Origin of the sequence: Frischella perrara (assembly GCF_000807275.1) — a bacterium.
GTDB classification, from domain to species: Bacteria; Pseudomonadota; Gammaproteobacteria; order Enterobacterales; family Orbaceae; genus Frischella; species Frischella perrara.
Window position 1 is genome coordinate 320797 of record NZ_CP009056.1, and the last position, 17556, is coordinate 338352.

Annotated in this window: 12 protein-coding genes; 2 read left to right on the top strand and 10 right to left on the bottom strand. The window is 36.0% G+C overall.

The features are described from left to right. Positions 1–3 precede the first annotated feature (3 nt). Positions 4–2685 (top strand): DNA topoisomerase (ATP-hydrolyzing) subunit A, encoded by a 2682-nt coding sequence (gene gyrA, locus FPB0191_RS01540; RefSeq protein WP_052236678.1) that lies wholly within the window; start codon positions 4–6, stop codon positions 2683–2685. Positions 2686–2759: 74 nt separating this feature from the next. Then, positions 2760–4088 (top strand): glutamate/aspartate:proton symporter GltP, encoded by a 1329-nt coding sequence (gltP, locus tag FPB0191_RS01545; RefSeq protein WP_039103503.1) that lies wholly within the window; start codon positions 2760–2762, stop codon positions 4086–4088. Positions 4089–4449: 361 nt separating this feature from the next. Here gltP and FPB0191_RS01550 read toward each other — a convergent pair whose 3' ends face one another. From FPB0191_RS01550 to lpxL, 10 genes are all read right to left on the bottom strand, one after another. After that, positions 4450–5244 carry an ABC transporter ATP-binding protein gene (locus FPB0191_RS01550; protein WP_039103505.1) on the bottom strand — a complete coding sequence of 265 codons (795 nt, stop codon included), beginning with the start codon at positions 5242–5244 and terminating at the stop codon, positions 4450–4452. Then, positions 5241–6191, bottom strand: coding sequence for an ABC transporter permease (locus FPB0191_RS01555; RefSeq protein WP_039103507.1), 951 nt, complete (start codon positions 6189–6191; stop codon positions 5241–5243). Before FPB0191_RS01555 ends, FPB0191_RS01550 begins: the two co-directional genes overlap by 4 nt. Before the next feature lie 53 nt (positions 6192–6244). Next, complete coding sequence (locus FPB0191_RS01560; protein ID WP_039103508.1) at positions 6245–7228, bottom strand: ABC transporter substrate-binding protein; 984 nt, start codon at positions 7226–7228, stop codon at positions 6245–6247. Between the two features lie 295 nt (positions 7229–7523). Further along, positions 7524–8501, bottom strand: coding sequence for an ABC transporter substrate-binding protein (locus FPB0191_RS01565; RefSeq protein ID WP_039103510.1), 978 nt, complete (start codon positions 8499–8501; stop codon positions 7524–7526). 67 nt (positions 8502–8568) lie between these two features. Next, complete coding sequence (locus FPB0191_RS01570) at positions 8569–10482, bottom strand: SEL1-like repeat protein (protein ID WP_052236679.1); 1914 nt, start codon at positions 10480–10482, stop codon at positions 8569–8571. A gap of 25 nt (positions 10483–10507) precedes the next feature. Further along, complete coding sequence (gene fdhE, locus FPB0191_RS01575; RefSeq protein ID WP_039103512.1) at positions 10508–11434, bottom strand: formate dehydrogenase accessory protein FdhE; 927 nt, start codon at positions 11432–11434, stop codon at positions 10508–10510. Between the two features lie 137 nt (positions 11435–11571). Beyond that, complete coding sequence (locus tag FPB0191_RS01580) at positions 11572–12267, bottom strand: formate dehydrogenase subunit gamma (protein WP_052236680.1); 696 nt, start codon at positions 12265–12267, stop codon at positions 11572–11574. Then, positions 12260–13225, bottom strand: a complete 966-nt coding sequence (gene fdxH / locus FPB0191_RS01585; protein WP_052236681.1) for a formate dehydrogenase subunit beta — start codon at positions 13223–13225, stop codon at positions 12260–12262. The genes FPB0191_RS01580 and fdxH overlap by 8 nt, the downstream gene beginning before the upstream one ends. A gap of 19 nt (positions 13226–13244) precedes the next feature. Next, positions 13245–16322: a formate dehydrogenase-N subunit alpha gene (gene fdnG / locus FPB0191_RS01590; RefSeq protein ID WP_082018207.1), complete on the bottom strand. Its 3078-nt coding sequence runs from the start codon at positions 16320–16322 to the stop codon at positions 13245–13247. 223 nt (positions 16323–16545) lie between these two features. Further along, entirely contained in the window at positions 16546–17496 is a 951-nt protein-coding gene (lpxL, locus tag FPB0191_RS01595) for an LpxL/LpxP family Kdo(2)-lipid IV(A) lauroyl/palmitoleoyl acyltransferase (protein WP_052236682.1), read from the bottom strand. Positions 17497–17556: the final 60 nt, after the last annotated feature.

The window sequence follows — 17556 nt, forward strand, 5'->3', positions numbered from 1 at the left end:
TTTATGACCGAAGTATCAACAACAGAACTCGCCAGAGAAATTACTCCTGTTAATATAGAAGAAGAATTAAAAACATCTTACCTTGATTATGCGATGTCAGTAATTGTTGGTCGAGCGTTGCCTGATGTACGAGATGGGCTTAAACCAGTGCACCGTCGCGTACTTTTCGCTATGAACGTGTTAGGTAATGACTGGAATAAAGCTTACAAAAAGTCTGCGAGAGTTGTAGGTGATGTTATCGGTAAATATCATCCGCATGGTGATACCGCTGTATATGATACAATTGTTCGTATGGCACAACCTTTCTCGTTGCGTTATATGTTGGTCGATGGTCAAGGGAATTTCGGTTCTGTTGATGGTGACTCGGCAGCAGCGATGCGTTATACCGAAATTAGAATGGCTAAGATCGCTCATGAACTATTGGCTGATCTAGACAAGGAAACAGTAGATTTCGTTCCTAATTATGATGGAACAGAACAAATACCCGCCGTGTTACCAACCAAAATACCAGCTCTTTTGGTGAATGGTTCTTCTGGTATTGCTGTTGGTATGGCAACCAATATTCCACCGCATAATTTAGCAGAGGTTATAAACGGATGTTTAGCATTCATTGAAGATGAAAACATCACGGTTGATGGCTTAATGGAACATATACCTGGACCGGATTTTCCTACTGCGGCTATTATAAATGGTCGTAAAGGTATTGAAGAAGCCTATAAAACTGGACGTGGCAAGATTTATATCCGTTCAAAAGCAGAAGTGCAAGTAGATGATAAAACAGGACGTGAAACTATCATCGTGCACGAAATTCCTTATCAAGTAAATAAAGCTAAGTTAATTGAGAAAATAGCTGAATTAGTTAAGGATAAAAAAATAGAAGGTATTTCGGCTTTACGTGATGAATCCGACAAAGACGGTATGCGTATTGTTATTGAAGTTAAACGCGATGCTGTTGGTGAAGTTGTTCTTAATAACCTTTATGCTTTAACTCAATTACAAGTGACCTTTGGTATCAATATGGTTGCTTTACATAAAGGGCAACCTAAGTTACTTAATTTACGAGATATGATAGAAGCCTTTGTGCTTCATCGTCGTGAAGTGGTAACGCGTCGTACTATTTTTGAATTACGTAAAGCGCGTGAACGAGCTCATGTATTAGAAGGTTTAGCTATCGCTTTAGCTAATATTGATCCTGTGATTGAATTAATCAGAGCCGCCAAAACTCCTGCAGAAGCCAAAATTAAATTATTAGAAAAACCATGGCAACTAGGTAATGTCCAAGCGATGCTTGAAAAAGCAGGTAATGATGCTGCTCGCCCGGAAAATTTAGCACCAGAGTATGGCATTCGTGACGGTTATTATTATTTATCTGATGCTCAGGCGCAGGCGATTTTAGAGCTACGTCTGCACCGTTTAACAGGACTTGAACATGAGAAAATTCTTGATGAATATAAACAATTACTTGGTCAAATCTCTGAATTATTACGTATCTTAGCAAGTCCACAACGTTTAATGGAAGTCATTCGTGAGGAATTGGAAAATGTGAAAGCACAATTCCAAGATGCAAGAAGAACTGAAATTACAGCAAGTAGTGCGGACATTAATATTGAGGATTTAATTGCTCAAGAAGATGTAGTTGTTACTTTATCTCATCAAGGTTATGTCAAATATCAACCTCTATCAGATTACGAAGCTCAACGCCGAGGTGGTAAAGGTAAATCAGCAACTAAAATCAAAGAAGAAGATTTCATTGAGAAATTATTAGTAGCAAATACGCATGATACGATTCTATGTTTCTCAAGCCGTGGTCGATTATATTGGATGAAGGTTTATCAATTACCAGAAGCTAGCCGTGGCGCGAGAGGTCGACCAATCATCAACCTACTACCATTAGAAGCGAATGAACGAATTACCGCTATTCTACCGGTAAGAGAATTCGATGATGAGCACTGTGTATTTATGGCAACCTCACAAGGTACAGTTAAGAAAACATCACTTATTGAATTTAGTCGTCCTCGTAGTGGTGGTATTATCGCTATTAATCTTCGTGATGATGATGAATTAATTGGTGTTGATTTAACACTCAATGAGTCTTCTGCGTTGATAGATGATGAAGAAGATATCGTTGATGATGCTGTAGTGGATGAGGTCGATCTTGAAGAAGAAAATACTAATGAGATCTCTAATACGGAAGATATCATGCTATTCTCTGCTAATGGTAAAGTTGTTCGATTCCCGGCTAATAAAGTTAGAACGATGGGACGAACTGCAGCCGGTGTGCGTGGAATCAAACTCGAAAATGGCGATAAAGTCGTATCGCTAATTGTACCACGTGGTAATGGCGCAATTTTAACCGCTACGCAAAATGGTTATGGTAAACGAACAGAACAAGCATCTTACCCAACCAAATCAAGAGCTACTAAAGGTGTTATATCCATTAAAGTCAGTGAGCGTAACGGACAAGTTGTTGGTGCTGTTCAAGTTGAAGAAAGTGATCAAATCATGTTGATTACTGATGCCGGAACACTGGTTAGAACACGTGTTAGTGAAGTTAGTATTGTGGGTAGAAACACACAAGGTGTCACGCTGATACGTACTGCGGATAATGAAAAGGTCGTTGGGCTTGAGCGTGTAGCAGAAGCAGAAGAAGACAACGATATGATAAATGATGAGGAACTTTCTTAATCATCTTTTTACCGTGTATTAAAAGATTAGTCCCGACTAATCTTTTTTAAATAATTATAGGGAAAGGAATTTATATGTCATCAATAGTAAGTAGGTTTTGTAAAAGTTTAGCTTGGCAAATATTATTTGCCTTAATTTTGGGAATAATAGTAGGTTCATTTTTGTACGAAATTTCTGACACTAGCCATACATTAAATTCCTATTACAAATTTTGCCTTGTAAATATCTTCCAACCAGCCGGTGATATTTTCATTAAATTAATAAAAATGATTGTATTACCTATTATTTTAAGTACCTTAACTTTAGGTATTGCTGGATTAGGTGGATCTAAACAACTAGGTACACTCGGATTTAAAACTATTCTCTATTTTGAAATAATTACGACTATTGCGATTTTATTAGGATTACTATTTGGTAATTTATTTAACCCAGCTGATGGAGTAAATTTATCACAGTTACAAAGCGCAGATGTATCTCAATATATTGCTAGAAGCGCTGAAATGAGCGAGAAACCGCATGGTCTTATCGTAATGATATTAGATATGATTCCTTCTAATATATTCAAAGCAATGACTAATGGTGAGATCCTACCTGTTATCTTCTTCTGTGTCTTTTTTGGCTTAGGTTTAATGAATTTGCCAGATAAACAACGCCAACCATTCCTTGATTTCTTGAAAGTCATTTCTGATACCATGTTTAAAGTTACCAATATGATTATGCGTTATGCACCAATTGGGGTATTTGCATTAATGACAGTAACTATTGCTAAGTATGGTTTCACATCACTCTTACCATTGTTAAAGTTAGTGGCGTTAGTTTATATAGCGATGATTATCTTTACTATTGTCGTATTGGGTATAGTGTGTAAGATTTGTGGGTTCAATATTTTTACCATATTAAAAATATTAAAAGAAGAACTCATTATTGCTTTTTCAACTGCAAGTTCAGAAACAGCTTTACCGAAAATAATGGAAAAAATGGAAGCTTATGGCGCGCCAAAATCAATCACAAGTTTTGTCATTCCAACAGGTTACTCGTTTAACCTTGATGGCTCTACGCTTTATCAAAGTATTGTGGTGATTTTCCTAGCCCAAATATTCCAAATTGATTTATCAATATTCCAACAGATTGTCATTGTTATTACATTGATGATTGCATCTAAAGGAATAGCAGGTGTACCGGGAGCATCTATTTTGGTTCTTTCTGCAACACTTGGTAGTGTTGGTATTCCTTTAGAAGGAATAGGATATATTATGGGCGTTGAGCGTATTTTAGATATGGGACGAACAGTTGTTAACGTCGTTGGTAATGCGCTTGCTGCAATTGTTATTGCTCGCTGGGAAGATATGTTTGACGATAAAAAAGCACGTCAATATGAAAAAGAATATATCCTAAAAAAATAATTTTATCGATTAAATTTACTACGAGCTAACTTATTACGGTTTATTAATAAGTTAGCTTTTACGTAAAAACCATTCCAAAAGTATTATTTTAGAATTAACTATTTGAATTTACCTTTATGATAGTTAACACATCACATAGAATCATTGAATTAATAATATATTTTCTCTGAACTAATGCTATTCATCATTATGATGGCACTAATAATATAGTTTTATGACTTTAATTATCAGTTATATATGGTTATTAACTAGGGATATAGATATATTTGATTGAATTGATTTTATTACTTAATTAATAATAAAATACTGTTTGTGATATTACCGTGACATTCATCACGGTAAATTGATAACTAATACTGAATTAACCTAACAATAATGCATCATCAGTAACTTCTTCACCACGATTTTTCTCAAACATCGCAAGTAGATCATTGACTGTTAATTTCTCTCGTTCTTCACCGGATACATCAAGTACAACTCTACCTTGATGCAGCATCACCGTACGGGTTCCGTATTGTAATGCTTGTTTCATTGAGTGAGTCACCATCATAGTCGTCAATTTATTTTCTTTAACGATTTGATTCGTTAATTCTAAAACAAATTGAGCCGTTTTGGGGTCTAATGCTGCCGTATGTTCATCAAGAAGTAAAATCTTGGATGGCTGTAAAGTTGACATTAATAAACTAACCGCTTGCCGTTGGCCACCTGATAATAATCCCATCATATCGTTGAGGCGATGTTCTAAACCTAGATCCAAAATTTTTAATTTCTCTTTAAATATTTCAGACATATGACGATTTAAAGCTGGTTTTAAAAGGCTCTCTTTACCACGATTATAAGCAAGCGCCATATTCTCTTGAATAGTCAAGTTACCACAAGTCCCAATCATAGGATCTTGAAAAACTCGTGCAACTAAACCAGCTCGACGCCAAGCGGGAAAATGACTGACATCCAAATTATTAATAATAACGTAACCTGAATCGGCAATAAGATCACCGCTAATTACATTGAGTAACGTACTTTTACCAGCACCATTACTACCTATAACTGTAACAAATTCACCTTCTTTTATGTTTAGATTTAGTCCACGTAATACATGATTCTCGATAGGAGTGTTAGCATTAAAAGTGAGTTGCAGTTCTTCGACTTTTATCATGCAGCTTTACCTCTTTGACTTTTCCATTTTTTAAATTGCTTTGGTAAAACCAACGCTAATACTACTAAGATGGCAGTGATCAGATTTAAATCTTCAGTGCCAATACCGATATATCTTAATAATTCATTCTCTAAGGCAATTGCAATAAATAGCCGATATAGAATTGAGCCAAATATCACTGATAAAGTGATTGCCCACATTCGTTTTGCAGAGAAAATGCTTTCACCAATGATGATAGAAGCTAAACCAATAACAATTGTACCTACGCCAATAGTAATATCAGCACTTCCTTGAGTTTGAATGAATAAACATCCACCTAAAGCAATTAAGCCATTAGAAATAGCCATACCTAAAATTATCATATGACCGGTAGGTATGCCTTGTGCTTTTGCCATACGTTGGTTGGTACCGGTTGCTCTTAGTGCCAATCCTTTTTGTGTATTTAGAAAGGCATTCAATAAATACCAACAAGCAAGAACAAATACAAATACTAATAATGGTTGAACTAAATATTGATTAGTTGCATTTTCGTCTAAAAAAGGACTAAAAATAGTATTAGCATCAAGCAATGATAAATTGGGTGAACCAGTCCAACTGTCTAACTCATTATTAAGATATTGACCTAAACCTAAAATCCTTAAATTAATTGAGTAAAGCCCAATCATCACAATAATACTGGAAAGTAATTGTAATATGTTAAGGCGTACATATAGCCAACCTGTTATCATTCCAGCTACACAACCACCAAGTGTACCAAATAATGTCGCTAGCCATGGATTTACTCCTAAATATAGACATAATCCACATATTGCCCCACCTAAGGGGAAGCTAGCGTCCGCGGTAAGATCAGGGAAATCTAATAAACGAAACGAGATAAATACCCCGAGACTAACAATAGCGTAAATTAAGCCTATCTCTAAGGAACCGAGAAGAAGATCAAATGACATGAGTTATATATCCTAACAAATACTGCTTATTGCTAAGCTGTAAAACTAAATGATTAATTGATAATTTTAGCAGCCATTTGTAACATTTCGTCAGAAAGTGTTACACCTTGTTTTTCTGCTGCTTTAGTGTTGATAACTAATTGCGTTACTTCGCCCACTTGAGGCGCAATATCACCGGCTTTTTCACCATTTAAGATACGAATCACAATTTTACCTGCTTGACGACCTAAGTCATAATAACTCATACCTAATGCAGCGATGGCACCGCGTTCAGCAGAATCAGGATCTGATGCGATAAGAGGTATTTTGCTACTATTAGCAACTTTCACTAATGATTCATAAGCTGAGATTACATTATTATCAGTGGTTGTATAAATTAAATCGACCTTACCTTTCAAACTTCGTGCTGCTGTTGGAATATCAGAGGTACGCTGAGCCGGTACTGCAATAATTTTCATATCTCGGGATGCTAGTAGCTGCTGAAGTTGTTTAAGAATAATAGTAGAATTAACTTCACTTGGTGAATAAACATAGCCAATTGATTTAGCGTTAGGTATGATTTTTAATATCGTATCTAATTGTGTCTCAAGCGATAGTGCATCCGAAACGCCAGTAATATTGCTATGAGATGGTTGCCAACTCGGTGTTAATTTAGCCGCAACAGGGTCAGTTACCGCGGTAAATATTACAGGAATGGTTTTGGTTGCAGCTGCTAGAGCTTGTGCACTAGGCGTTGCGATAGCAACAATGGCATCGGGTTTACTTGCTGCAAATTGTTTTGCGATTTGCGCAGCATTAGCACTACTACCTTGAGCACTTTGATATTGTAATTTTAAATTATCGCCTTCAATGTAACCATTTGCTTTTAATTCATCTTCCACCCCTTTTTTAACATTATCTAAAGCAGGATGTTGAACTATGGCTGTTATTGCTACGTATTTAACCGATTTTTCGGCTGCCAAACCATACATAGGTAATACAATTAAACTAAAAGCCAGCCCCACTATGGATAGCAATTTTATCTTTAAATGGCTCATTTTAAGTTCCTGTAAAGTTATAAATACAAAACTAATAGAATAGTGTGTACTATAGTATATTTTTGAATGTTTATCTAGCATTGAAAATATAGTAACTGTAACATTTTATTTACATATCATAAAAAAGATAAACTTTGGACATTTAATCGTTAACTCAATAACACTCTACGATTTATGAAAGGAAGATAGATTAATTTCAATTAAAAATGACTAAATTAAGGAAAAAAATTGATGCAAATTAATTTAACTTACATCAATTTAACTTTTTTTGTTTTATGTAATTTAAGAAAAGCTCTTATTTTTCATCTAAGACCTTAAAAGCAGAATCAATGACACTAGGATCAATTTTAATGCCTTGACGCTTGGCTGCCTCAAGGTTGATAACTAATCGTAACTCTTTACCTATTTCTGGTGTAATATTACCAACATTTTCACCCTTTAATATGCGAACGACTAATTTACCTGTTTGACGACCAACATCATAGTAACTCATACCATATGCTGCGGTCGCACCCCGTTCGATCGCATCAGGAAATGAAGCTAATAGTGGAATCTTATTGCTATTAGCTACTTTCACTAATGATTCATAAGCTGATACAACATTATTATCAGTTGTTGTATATATTAGATCCACTTTTCCTTTTAGCGTTTTAGCAGCGGTTGGAATGTCTGCTGTTCGTTGTGCTGGTACAGCAATGACCTTAATTCCTTGTTTTGATAATAACGTTTTTAATTGTTTTAAAATGATTGTAGAGTTAATTTCACCTGGGCTATATATATAACCTACGGATGTTAGATTTGGTACGATTTTCTTCATAAAAGCGATCTGTGGTTCAATTTCTTGATAATCAGATACACCTGTAATATTAGTACCCGTTGGCTGCCAATCTTTAATTAGTTTTGCTGCAATCGGATCGGTAATTCCGGCAAAAACTAATGGAATTTTTTTAGTTGATGCAGCCATTGCTTGAGCGCTTGGTGTAGCAATAGCGACAATTACATCAGGTTTATTAGCGACAAATTGCTTTGCGATTTGTGCCGCATTGGCACTGCTCCCTTGAGCACTTTGATATTGAATGATGAGATCCTTTCCAAGTTGATAACCTTGTGCACTGAGTTCATCTTTAACACCATCTCTTATTTGATCTAACGAAGGATGTTCAACAATTGCTGTAATTGAAACATGTTTTGTCATGTCGGCATAAACACATAAAGAGATTAAATATGTGAGGATACAGCAGGAAGTTAATAATCTTTTAAGGAAAAAATTCATTATAAGTATCTCTATACTAGTACAATATTATTGTATTGTACTAGTATAAAAATAAATGTTAAGTGTTTTATTTGCTACTATAGGTTTCTTGATATTTGATCGCTAACAATTTTGCTTCTTCTTTCTCTTTTTTTGAAAGACTGTTCGAGATTAATTTTAATAGTTCAGTTGCATCAGTTTCATCATTAGATTCTGCTAGCACAGCCCAGGCGTAGGCTTCTAACAATGAATCTTTTTTAGGTTTGATATAATAGAGTAGATTAGCTAAATTATATTGTGCTTTGGCGTAGTTTTTTTCGGCAGCATATTTATACCAATGGAAAGCACTAGGATAGTTCTCCTTTTCTTGATAAATTACGCCTAAACTATTTGCCGCAACGCTAAATCCCTCTTTGGCTTTAGTCTTGTACCATTCAATAGCTTTTCGGGAACTCTTAAATTCTTTTTGGTACATCTGACCAACCGAATAGATAGCATCTTCATCCCCATTTTCTGCTGAATTTTGATACCATTTTAACGCGAGATTAATATTCTTATTCGTTCCTCGACCATATTGGTAAGCATATGCTAGATTATATTGTGCTGCTGAATTTCCTTGTTCGGCAGCTTTTTGATACCAATAGAATGCTAAACGTAAATCCTTTTTAACACCATGCCCATTATTATATAAATTTCCTAAGTTATTTTGGGCAAAGTCGTAACCCTGTTGGGCTGATTTATCATAATAATAATAAGCTTTTTGATAATCTTGGGCTAATCCAGCATAACCATACTGGTAAAAGTAACCCAATCTATATTGTGCATTTCGATAATTTTGTTCTGCAGATAGGCGATACCATTGCAAGGCTTTATTAGGATTTCTTTCTACACCATCTCCATTTTCATAAAGTATTGCTAAATTATTTTGCGCTACTCGATGATCTCGTTGGGCTGCTTGTTGGTACCAATAAAATGCTTCAGAATAGTCTTGCTCTATGTCTAACCCTACGTCGTAAAAGTATCCGATATTAGCCATTGCATTTGAATTACCTGATTTAGCTGCCTTTTCATACCAATAAAAGGCTTTTTTATTATCGGCTTCAACACCCTTTCCATATTGATAAATATAACCTAAATTTAATTGACTTAATGCATCATTAAGTTCAGCACCTTTTGTGTACCAATATATTGCTTTATCATTATCTTGTGGTATTGAAGAACCTTCTTGGTAAAGCTCTGCTAAAAAGTTCATTGCTCGTGTGTAACCTTGTTTTGCTGACTTTTCATACCAATTAATTGCTTCTTGATAATCTATTTTGCATCCTCTTCCGTATTGGTACATTAATCCTAGGTTGGATTGAGCAATACTATTACCTAAATCGGCAGCTTTTTGATACCACATTAATGATTTTGCATAATCTTTTTTAACCATTTTTCCGACTTCATAGATATAACCAAGATTATTCATCGCTAAACTGTCATTTAATTGGGCTGCTTTTTCATACCAATATAATGCTTGTTTAGGATCAGCATCTTGATAACTATTGCCATCCTCATAAATGACTGCAAGTCGATATTGAGCATAGCTATAATCATGATTAGCGGCAGCTAAATAATAATCCAAAAAGTCATAATGCGTGTTCTTTTGCTGATTTTTTTGTTTATTATTATCTAAAGGGAATGATCGTTGATACCAATATAATGCTTGTTCAAGATCTTTTGAGGTACTAATACCATTTTCGTAAAAATAAGCGAGATTAAATGCTGCGGGTTGGTAGCCCTGTATTGCTGCTTTCTCATACCAATAGAAAGCCATTCTCTTTTCATCATCTGTTGCAAGGAAACTGTCATATTTTAAAGCAAGATCATATTGGGCTTTAGGATCAATAATACTTTTTTGTTCAATTGGAATTTCGATCGGTTGATCAATTGATGAATTAGCTAAAAGTGTACTTGGAATTAAACAAGATAATATTATAGTTTTTAGTAAGAAATTTCGCATTTCATTCACTTTCATTTTATGATATTTATTTTATTGAAAATAATAGAGTATTAATCCCACTTTTGGCAAATCCTAATTTTTCAGTTTCCATATCTAATACTAGTGAATTAATATCGTCAGCAACAATGTCCAAATGAGGATCTTGGTCTTGGTAAAATATTTTTAGATAGCTATGACATTTTTCGCAACATTCAGTTTTAATAGCAGAAAGCTCACGATCAAGGGAATAATAGGTAATATTCTCTAAATTATCACAATTAGTACATTTTGCACGTGGTACGTACCACTCGCTTTCACATAAGCTGCAATGTAAATAACGTAAACCTGTGTTTTGACCGATATGAATAATACTGGCTGTTGGGCTACTTTGGCAAACAGGGCAATGCCAACACTGTTGAGCTGTATCCGCAACGGCTTTTCCGGGAAGTAGGCTGGCTAGTTGTGTGTAATATACAGAAAGTGCACACCAAATAAATAACGATTCATTGCTACTAACTTCTGCATATCGTCCCATAAGTAAATGTTGTGCTTTAGCAAATAATTCATCTTTGGTGTATTTTTTTAATTGGTTAAGAATGGCATCAATTTCTGTGTTAATAGCTTGAGTCATCGCTATGATTTTGTGTAGGTAATTAAACCAAGTATCATTTAAAGGTAAATTTTCAAGCGATAAGGGAGGACAATCATGAGCTGCACCTTGCTGAACTAAATGAGCAAAATCACAGTGAAGTGGCTCATGCGCGACAATTTCTGATTGAGCTAAGACAATTTTATGACAGAAGGTAAGATAATCACTTAATGGACTATCCATTGTAAGTTGGGTTATTCGTGCTAAGCGATTAGCATATAACGACTTAGGGGAGGGATAATAAACTAACGGTATATTCGGTATAATACTGGTTTTATTATGTTGTTGTGTAAGTTGTTCTTGCGGAACAATTTTGATACTCATAGTAAACCTACTGTTGAAGATTATTAATTAACTCTAAATAGTTAACAGAAAAAATTGTCTATATACAACACAATGTTCTTCTCAATCATAGAGAATCATAAATCATTTTATGTCCAGCAAACTAGCATTAAGTATGACTAAGCGAGTTTCTTATGGCTATTATTTTCTTTTTGATTAGATTTGTTCTCTGCTTCTTGTTCGGCGATATATATTTTTTTCATTTCATCATGATACCACTTAGAATGGTTTTTCCTTGCCCATGCCCTTGAAACGTGTCCGTTAATCATACCTTTGATTGAACCTTTAACCCAAAAAGCCATATAGGCATGACCTATAATTAACAAAATTAAACCAATTGCCGCTAATGAATGAAAAAAAATCGCGATTCGTATTATTTCTATTGAGAAATATTCTGCAAAATAACGACGCCACATTATCAGACCAGTTACCATTAATACGGTGATCAAACTCATAATGCACCAGAATAAAACTTTCTGTCCGGCATTATATTTGCCAATTGGAATATCTTCTGGCTCTTTCCCGCTAATTATTGATTTAATATGTTTCATCCAACGGATATCATCCCAATTAGGGATATTATGATGTGCAAGTCTGACCAACATAAACATTAACAGGATAAAAACTATCCCCCCCAAAAAAGGATGCAATTCTCTAACCAGTTGCGGAGTTCCTAACACTAATCCGAAGGCTTTTATTGATGGAAAAAACAGCGATAAACCAGATAATGCGGTAATAATAAAAAGAATGACAATAAATACATGGCAAAATCTGACTAATAACGGGGTTCTTAAAATCATATCCTTTTTACTCATGACGATTCTCCTCAATAATTGTGGATGTCGTTTTGGCATTTTTAGCTAGAAAGGCTTTACGTGCTTCCTGCTCAAATTCTTTTTCTCGTTCGACATCTTCTTCATCAACGTCAATTGGTCCAACTGCCATATAGTGGAAAACTAATCCAGCAAATGTGGCAACAAATGCGGCTGCTGAGATTGGTTTCCAAGCACCTTTCCAGAATTTTACAATTTCACTAATATGAGGGTTATTTGGTAAGCCATGGTATAAATTCGGTTGATCGGCATGATGTAAAACATACATAACATGCGTTCCGCCTACTTGCTGAGGATTATATAAACCCGCATGCTCAAAGCCTCGTTTTTTGAGATCGACAATTCGATTGTTAGCATAATTGATCATGTCTTCTTTCGTACCAAAATGAATGGCTCCAGTTGGACAAGTTTTCACACATGCTGGTTCTTGTCCAACAGCAACACGATCAACACATAAGGTGCATTTATAAGCGCGATTATCTTCTTTGCTGATTCGAGGAATATTAAATGGACAGCCCGCAACACAATAACCGCAACCAATACAATGTTCCGACTGAAAATCAACGATTCCATTAGCATATTGAATGATTGCTCCTTCTGATGGGCAGGATTTTAAGCAACCCGGATCGCTGCAGTGCATACAGCCATCTTTTCTAATTAGCCACTCAAAGCGACCATTAACTTCAACCTCTGAGTAACGCATTACTGTCCATGCTTTAGGTGCTAGATCTGCTGGGTTATCATAGACCCCTACAGTATGTCCAATTTCGGCGCGTAAATCATTCCATTCACTGCATGCAACTTGGCATGCTTTACAACCGATACATGTAGTAACATCTATAAGCTTAGCCACTTCTTGTTGAAACTCACGAGCCCTTGGTGCTGGAGTCAGTCGGTTGGTTGCTGAGCGTTTGATAATGTCTTGAGTTTGTAATGACATAGTAATTTTCTCCAATCCACTATACAGGTGAAGTTTCTGCTGAAACTTTTTCAACATTGACTAAGAAGGTTTTATATTCAGGTGTTTGTGAATTAGCATCACCTAAATGAGGGGTAAGCTCATTAACTAAAAACCCTTTTTGAGTTTGACCAGTAAATCCCCAAACAATTGGTATGCCAATTGTTTCAATTTGTTTACCGTCAACGGTCAATGTTGGTAAGCGTTTTGTTACCACAGCTTTCGCTTTTATGTAACCGCGGTTGGAACTTACTTTTACAGTGTCACCAACTTTTATGCCTTTTTGATTTGCTAAATTTTCACTGATTTCGATGAACTGTTGTGGTTGAATAATGGCATTAAGTTTGACATGTTGAGTCCAAAAGTGGAAATGCTCAGTAATGCTATAGGTGGTACCAACATATGGAAACTGTTCCGCTTTTCCTAGACGTGTTAAATCTTCGGCAAATACACGTGCAGCTGGACTATTAATTTGTTTAGGATGCAATGGGTTTGTCGCAATAGGTGTTTCAAATGGTTCATAATGCTCTGGGAAAGGTCCATCAACTAAGCGATTTAAACAGAATAACCCGCCTAATCCATCATTGTTCATGATAAATGCACCCGCACCCTCACTCGGTGATAGGTTAGCAGTAAAATCAGGAATATCATTTCCAGTCCATCGCTCACCATTCCATTCAACTAATAATCTATTTGAATCATATGCTTTACCATTGGCATCGGCCGATGCTCGATTATAGAGAATGCGACGATTGGCAGGCCATGCCCATGCCCAATCGGCATGAATCCCTTTTCCTGATGGATCTGTTGGATCACGTCGCGCCATCTGATTTCCTTGCTCAGTCCAGCAACCACAAAATATCCAAATCCCACTGGAAGTTGAACCATCAGCTTTTAATTGTGCAAAGCTATTTAATAATTGTCCTTTCTTCACCGTAATATTGCCATTGGCGTCTTTTAGATCAGTCAATGCATAACCATTATATTCCTTAGCTAATTCTTCGGCGGAAGGTTCATCCGGAATTTTATAATTCCAAGTTAGGTTTTGTATTGGCTCTTGACAAGGACCACCTTCTTCTTCATAAAGTTCTTTTATGCGTAAAAAGATGCGTGCGATAATTTCAGGATCATATTTTGCTTCAGCCGGTGGTGTAGCCGCCGCCCAATGCCATTGTAACCATCGGGATGAATTAACGATAGTACCGTTTTCTTCCGCAAAGCAGTTAGCCGGTAGACGAAATACCTCTGTTTGAATTTTGCTCGAATCAACATCATTTGATTCACCATGATTTTGCCAAAAAACAGCGGTTTCAGTTGGCATCGGATCAATACTGACTAAAAATTTAAGTTTTGATAATCCATCACGTACAGCATTTTTATCAGGCAGCGCAGCTAATGGATTAAAGCCTTGGCAAATTAAACCATGTGCTTCGCCATCTCGCATCATTTTATTAAATTGTAATATATCGTACGTTTTATCCCATTTAGGTAACCAATCAAAACCCCAATTATTTTCAACTGTAGCTTTATCGCCGTACATTGATTTCATGAAACTGACAAAGAATTTTGAATAATTGCCCCAGAAATTAACTTCAGTTGGTCCTAAAGGTTTTGGCGTTTTTTCTGTTAGATATTGTTCTAAAGTAAGTTGTGAGTCTTTGGGTAATTCTAGATAAGCAGGTAAACGGTTTGATAATAAGCCAACATCAGTTAAGCCTTGAATATTAGAGTGACCACGTAAAGCATTAATTCCGCCACCCATCACCCCGATATTACCTAATAATAGTTGAATCATTGCTGCGGTACGAATAATTTGTGTACCATAACTGTGTTGTGTCCAACCAAGGGCATACAGAAAGGTTGCAGCACGATTATTGGTCTTTGTACTAGCAAGGGATCGGCATACATGAAGGAAATGATCTACCGAGCTACCTGTTATATTATTGACCACTTCTGGAGTATAACGTCGGACGTGTTTTTTGAGTAAATTCCACACACATCGAGGATGTTGTAATGTTTTATCACGTAATGCGTAACCATTATCATCAACTTGATAATACCAGCTTGAGGTATCATATTTGTGATTTTCAGCATCATAACCACTGAATAAACCGTTGTTTTCATCAAAATTAAAATCATCTCGGACAATTAAACTAGCGTTACTGTGAGTCACTAGATAATCATAATTGACTTCATCATGTGAAATTAAGTAATTGATAATACCAAGTAAAAATGTGATATCTGAACCTGATCGAATAGGAACATATAAATCAGCGACAGATGCGGTTCTTTGAAAGCGAGGGTCAATAGCGATGAGTTCAGCACCATTATTAATCTTTGCTTCCATTGCCCATTTGAATCCTACTGGATGGGCCTCCGCAGCATTTCCGCCCATAACAATAATGACATTAGCATTTTTTATATCGTTCCAATTATTTGTCATAGCGCCGCGTCCATAGGTAGCAGCTAAACTTGATACAGATGGTCCATGGCAGACTCGCGCTTGTGTTTCTAAGCTTAACATACCTAATGATCTGGCAACTTTAAATGCTAACCAACCGGTTTCATTACTGGCAGCAGAAGTCACTAACCATCCCGTGCTTGTCCAACGATTAACAGTATTACCTTCCGTATTTTGGGCTTTAAAATTGTTATCACGATCTTCTTTCATCAATCTAGCAATACGATCGATCGCATCATCCCAACTGATTTTCTGCCATTTATCAGAACCAGGAGCACGGTATTGAGGGAATTTAACGCGATTTTCGCTTTTTACATAATCCAGTACACCAGCGCCTTTTGGACATAAGGAGCCACGACTAACAGGATGGTCGGGATCACCTTCGACATGAAATACAGACGAAACGGCATTTTTAGCACCATCACCGCGACTGTATAACAACATACCACAACCAACAGAACAATAGGTACAGTTGTTCCGTGTTTCTTTTGATTTTAATAATTTATATTGTCGGGTTTGAGCAAGTGCAACATTAGGCGCAAAACCCAATGTTGCGACAGTTGTTCCTGCCATGCCGCCAGCACAGATCTTAAAGAACTGTCTACGGTTGATTAGCATAGTGGGGCTCCTTACAGAATGACATTGGCTTATAATTGCTTTTCTTATATTATTAAAGGCGACGCCTTTATTAAGTAATAATAAAACTTCCCCGCTTTAAAATAAAGATAATACAGGAATAAAATTGGATAGTATGACGGGGATCAAACAATTATTCTCAAAATGCTTTAGTACATATAAAGGCTTATATCACCAAATGTTATTGAAAATAATTGTTAACCTATTAATGTTTTTGAGTTTTTTTCGAATAGAGCGGTTTTTCACCGAGGGGACGAGTTTTAAAACGGCGATGAAGCCACATATATTGCTCTCGAGCGGTCAAAATTTCTTGTTCAATAGCTTTGTTCATAAAAGTTGCTGCGGCAATCTCATCATCTAACGGGAAATTTACCATAGGTGGTGAAACCGTGACAAGGTATTGACCTTTTTGTTCACGTTTAGGTGTAAATGGAATAATAGCAGGTTTACCTAATCTGACTAATATAGAAGTACCGACGGTAGTCGCCGCTTTGTCAACAGCAAAAAAGGGAGCAAAAACGCTATTCTTACGACCATAATCATGATCAGGAGCATACCAAACTAATTCGCCATTTTTAAGCGCACGTATCATCCCTTTAGTATTATAACGATTTAACATATATTTGTTGGATTTTAAACGCCCCTTCAATTGTATATAATCAAGCACCGGATTATCATTAGGGCGATACACTCCCACTCCGGGATGGCTCATTCCAAGAATTCTAGCGCCTAATTCTAAGGTTAAGAAGTGAATACCAATCAGTAATACCCCTTGTCCGGTTTGTTGAACTTCGGTAATGTAATGGTCTCCCATAATTCTTGCATGTTTTTTTAGTCGTTTATCTGACCAGAACCAAGCCATACCAGTTTCAAAAATTGCTAAACCTGTTGATATGAAATTATCATGTAACAATTTTTCTAATTCATTAGAAGATAAATCAGGGAAACATAATTGTAGATTTTGTCTAGCGACTTCTCGGCGTTTAGACATACATTTTTTAGCAATAAGCCCTAAACATTTACCTAATTGGTAAATAATGGGGTAGGGTAATAAAACCAAGACATAGAAAACTCCGACGCCAAACCATGTTAACCAGTAGCGTGGATGAAGTAGTTTGTTGCTAAATTTAGCATGAATCTCTTGATTATTGTTCATGTCATTCCAAATGTTAAAATAACGACCTTATAATCTGCGCTATTATATCGAAATTCCTTA

Coding starts and splice junctions, on each gene's coding strand:
- FPB0191_RS01560 (WP_039103508.1), bottom strand. CDS start 7,228: ATGAGCCATTTAAAGATAAAATTGCTATCCATAGTGGGGCTGGCTTTT.
- gltP (WP_039103503.1), top strand. CDS start 2,760: ATGTCATCAATAGTAAGTAGGTTTTGTAAAAGTTTAGCTTGGCAAATA.
- fdhE (WP_039103512.1), bottom strand. CDS start 11,434: ATGAGTATCAAAATTGTTCCGCAAGAACAACTTACACAACAACATAAT.
- fdnG (WP_082018207.1), bottom strand. CDS start 16,322: ATGCTAATCAACCGTAGACAGTTCTTTAAGATCTGTGCTGGCGGCATG.
- FPB0191_RS01565 (WP_039103510.1), bottom strand. CDS start 8,501: ATGAATTTTTTCCTTAAAAGATTATTAACTTCCTGCTGTATCCTCACA.
- FPB0191_RS01570 (WP_052236679.1), bottom strand. CDS start 10,482: ATGCGAAATTTCTTACTAAAAACTATAATATTATCTTGTTTAATTCCA.
- fdxH (WP_052236681.1), bottom strand. CDS start 13,225: ATGTCATTACAAACTCAAGACATTATCAAACGCTCAGCAACCAACCGA.
- lpxL (WP_052236682.1), bottom strand. CDS start 17,496: ATGAACAATAATCAAGAGATTCATGCTAAATTTAGCAACAAACTACTT.
- FPB0191_RS01550 (WP_039103505.1), bottom strand. CDS start 5,244: ATGATAAAAGTCGAAGAACTGCAACTCACTTTTAATGCTAACACTCCT.
- gyrA (WP_052236678.1), top strand. CDS start 4: ATGACCGAAGTATCAACAACAGAACTCGCCAGAGAAATTACTCCTGTT.
- FPB0191_RS01555 (WP_039103507.1), bottom strand. CDS start 6,191: ATGTCATTTGATCTTCTTCTCGGTTCCTTAGAGATAGGCTTAATTTAC.
- FPB0191_RS01580 (WP_052236680.1), bottom strand. CDS start 12,267: ATGAGTAAAAAGGATATGATTTTAAGAACCCCGTTATTAGTCAGATTT.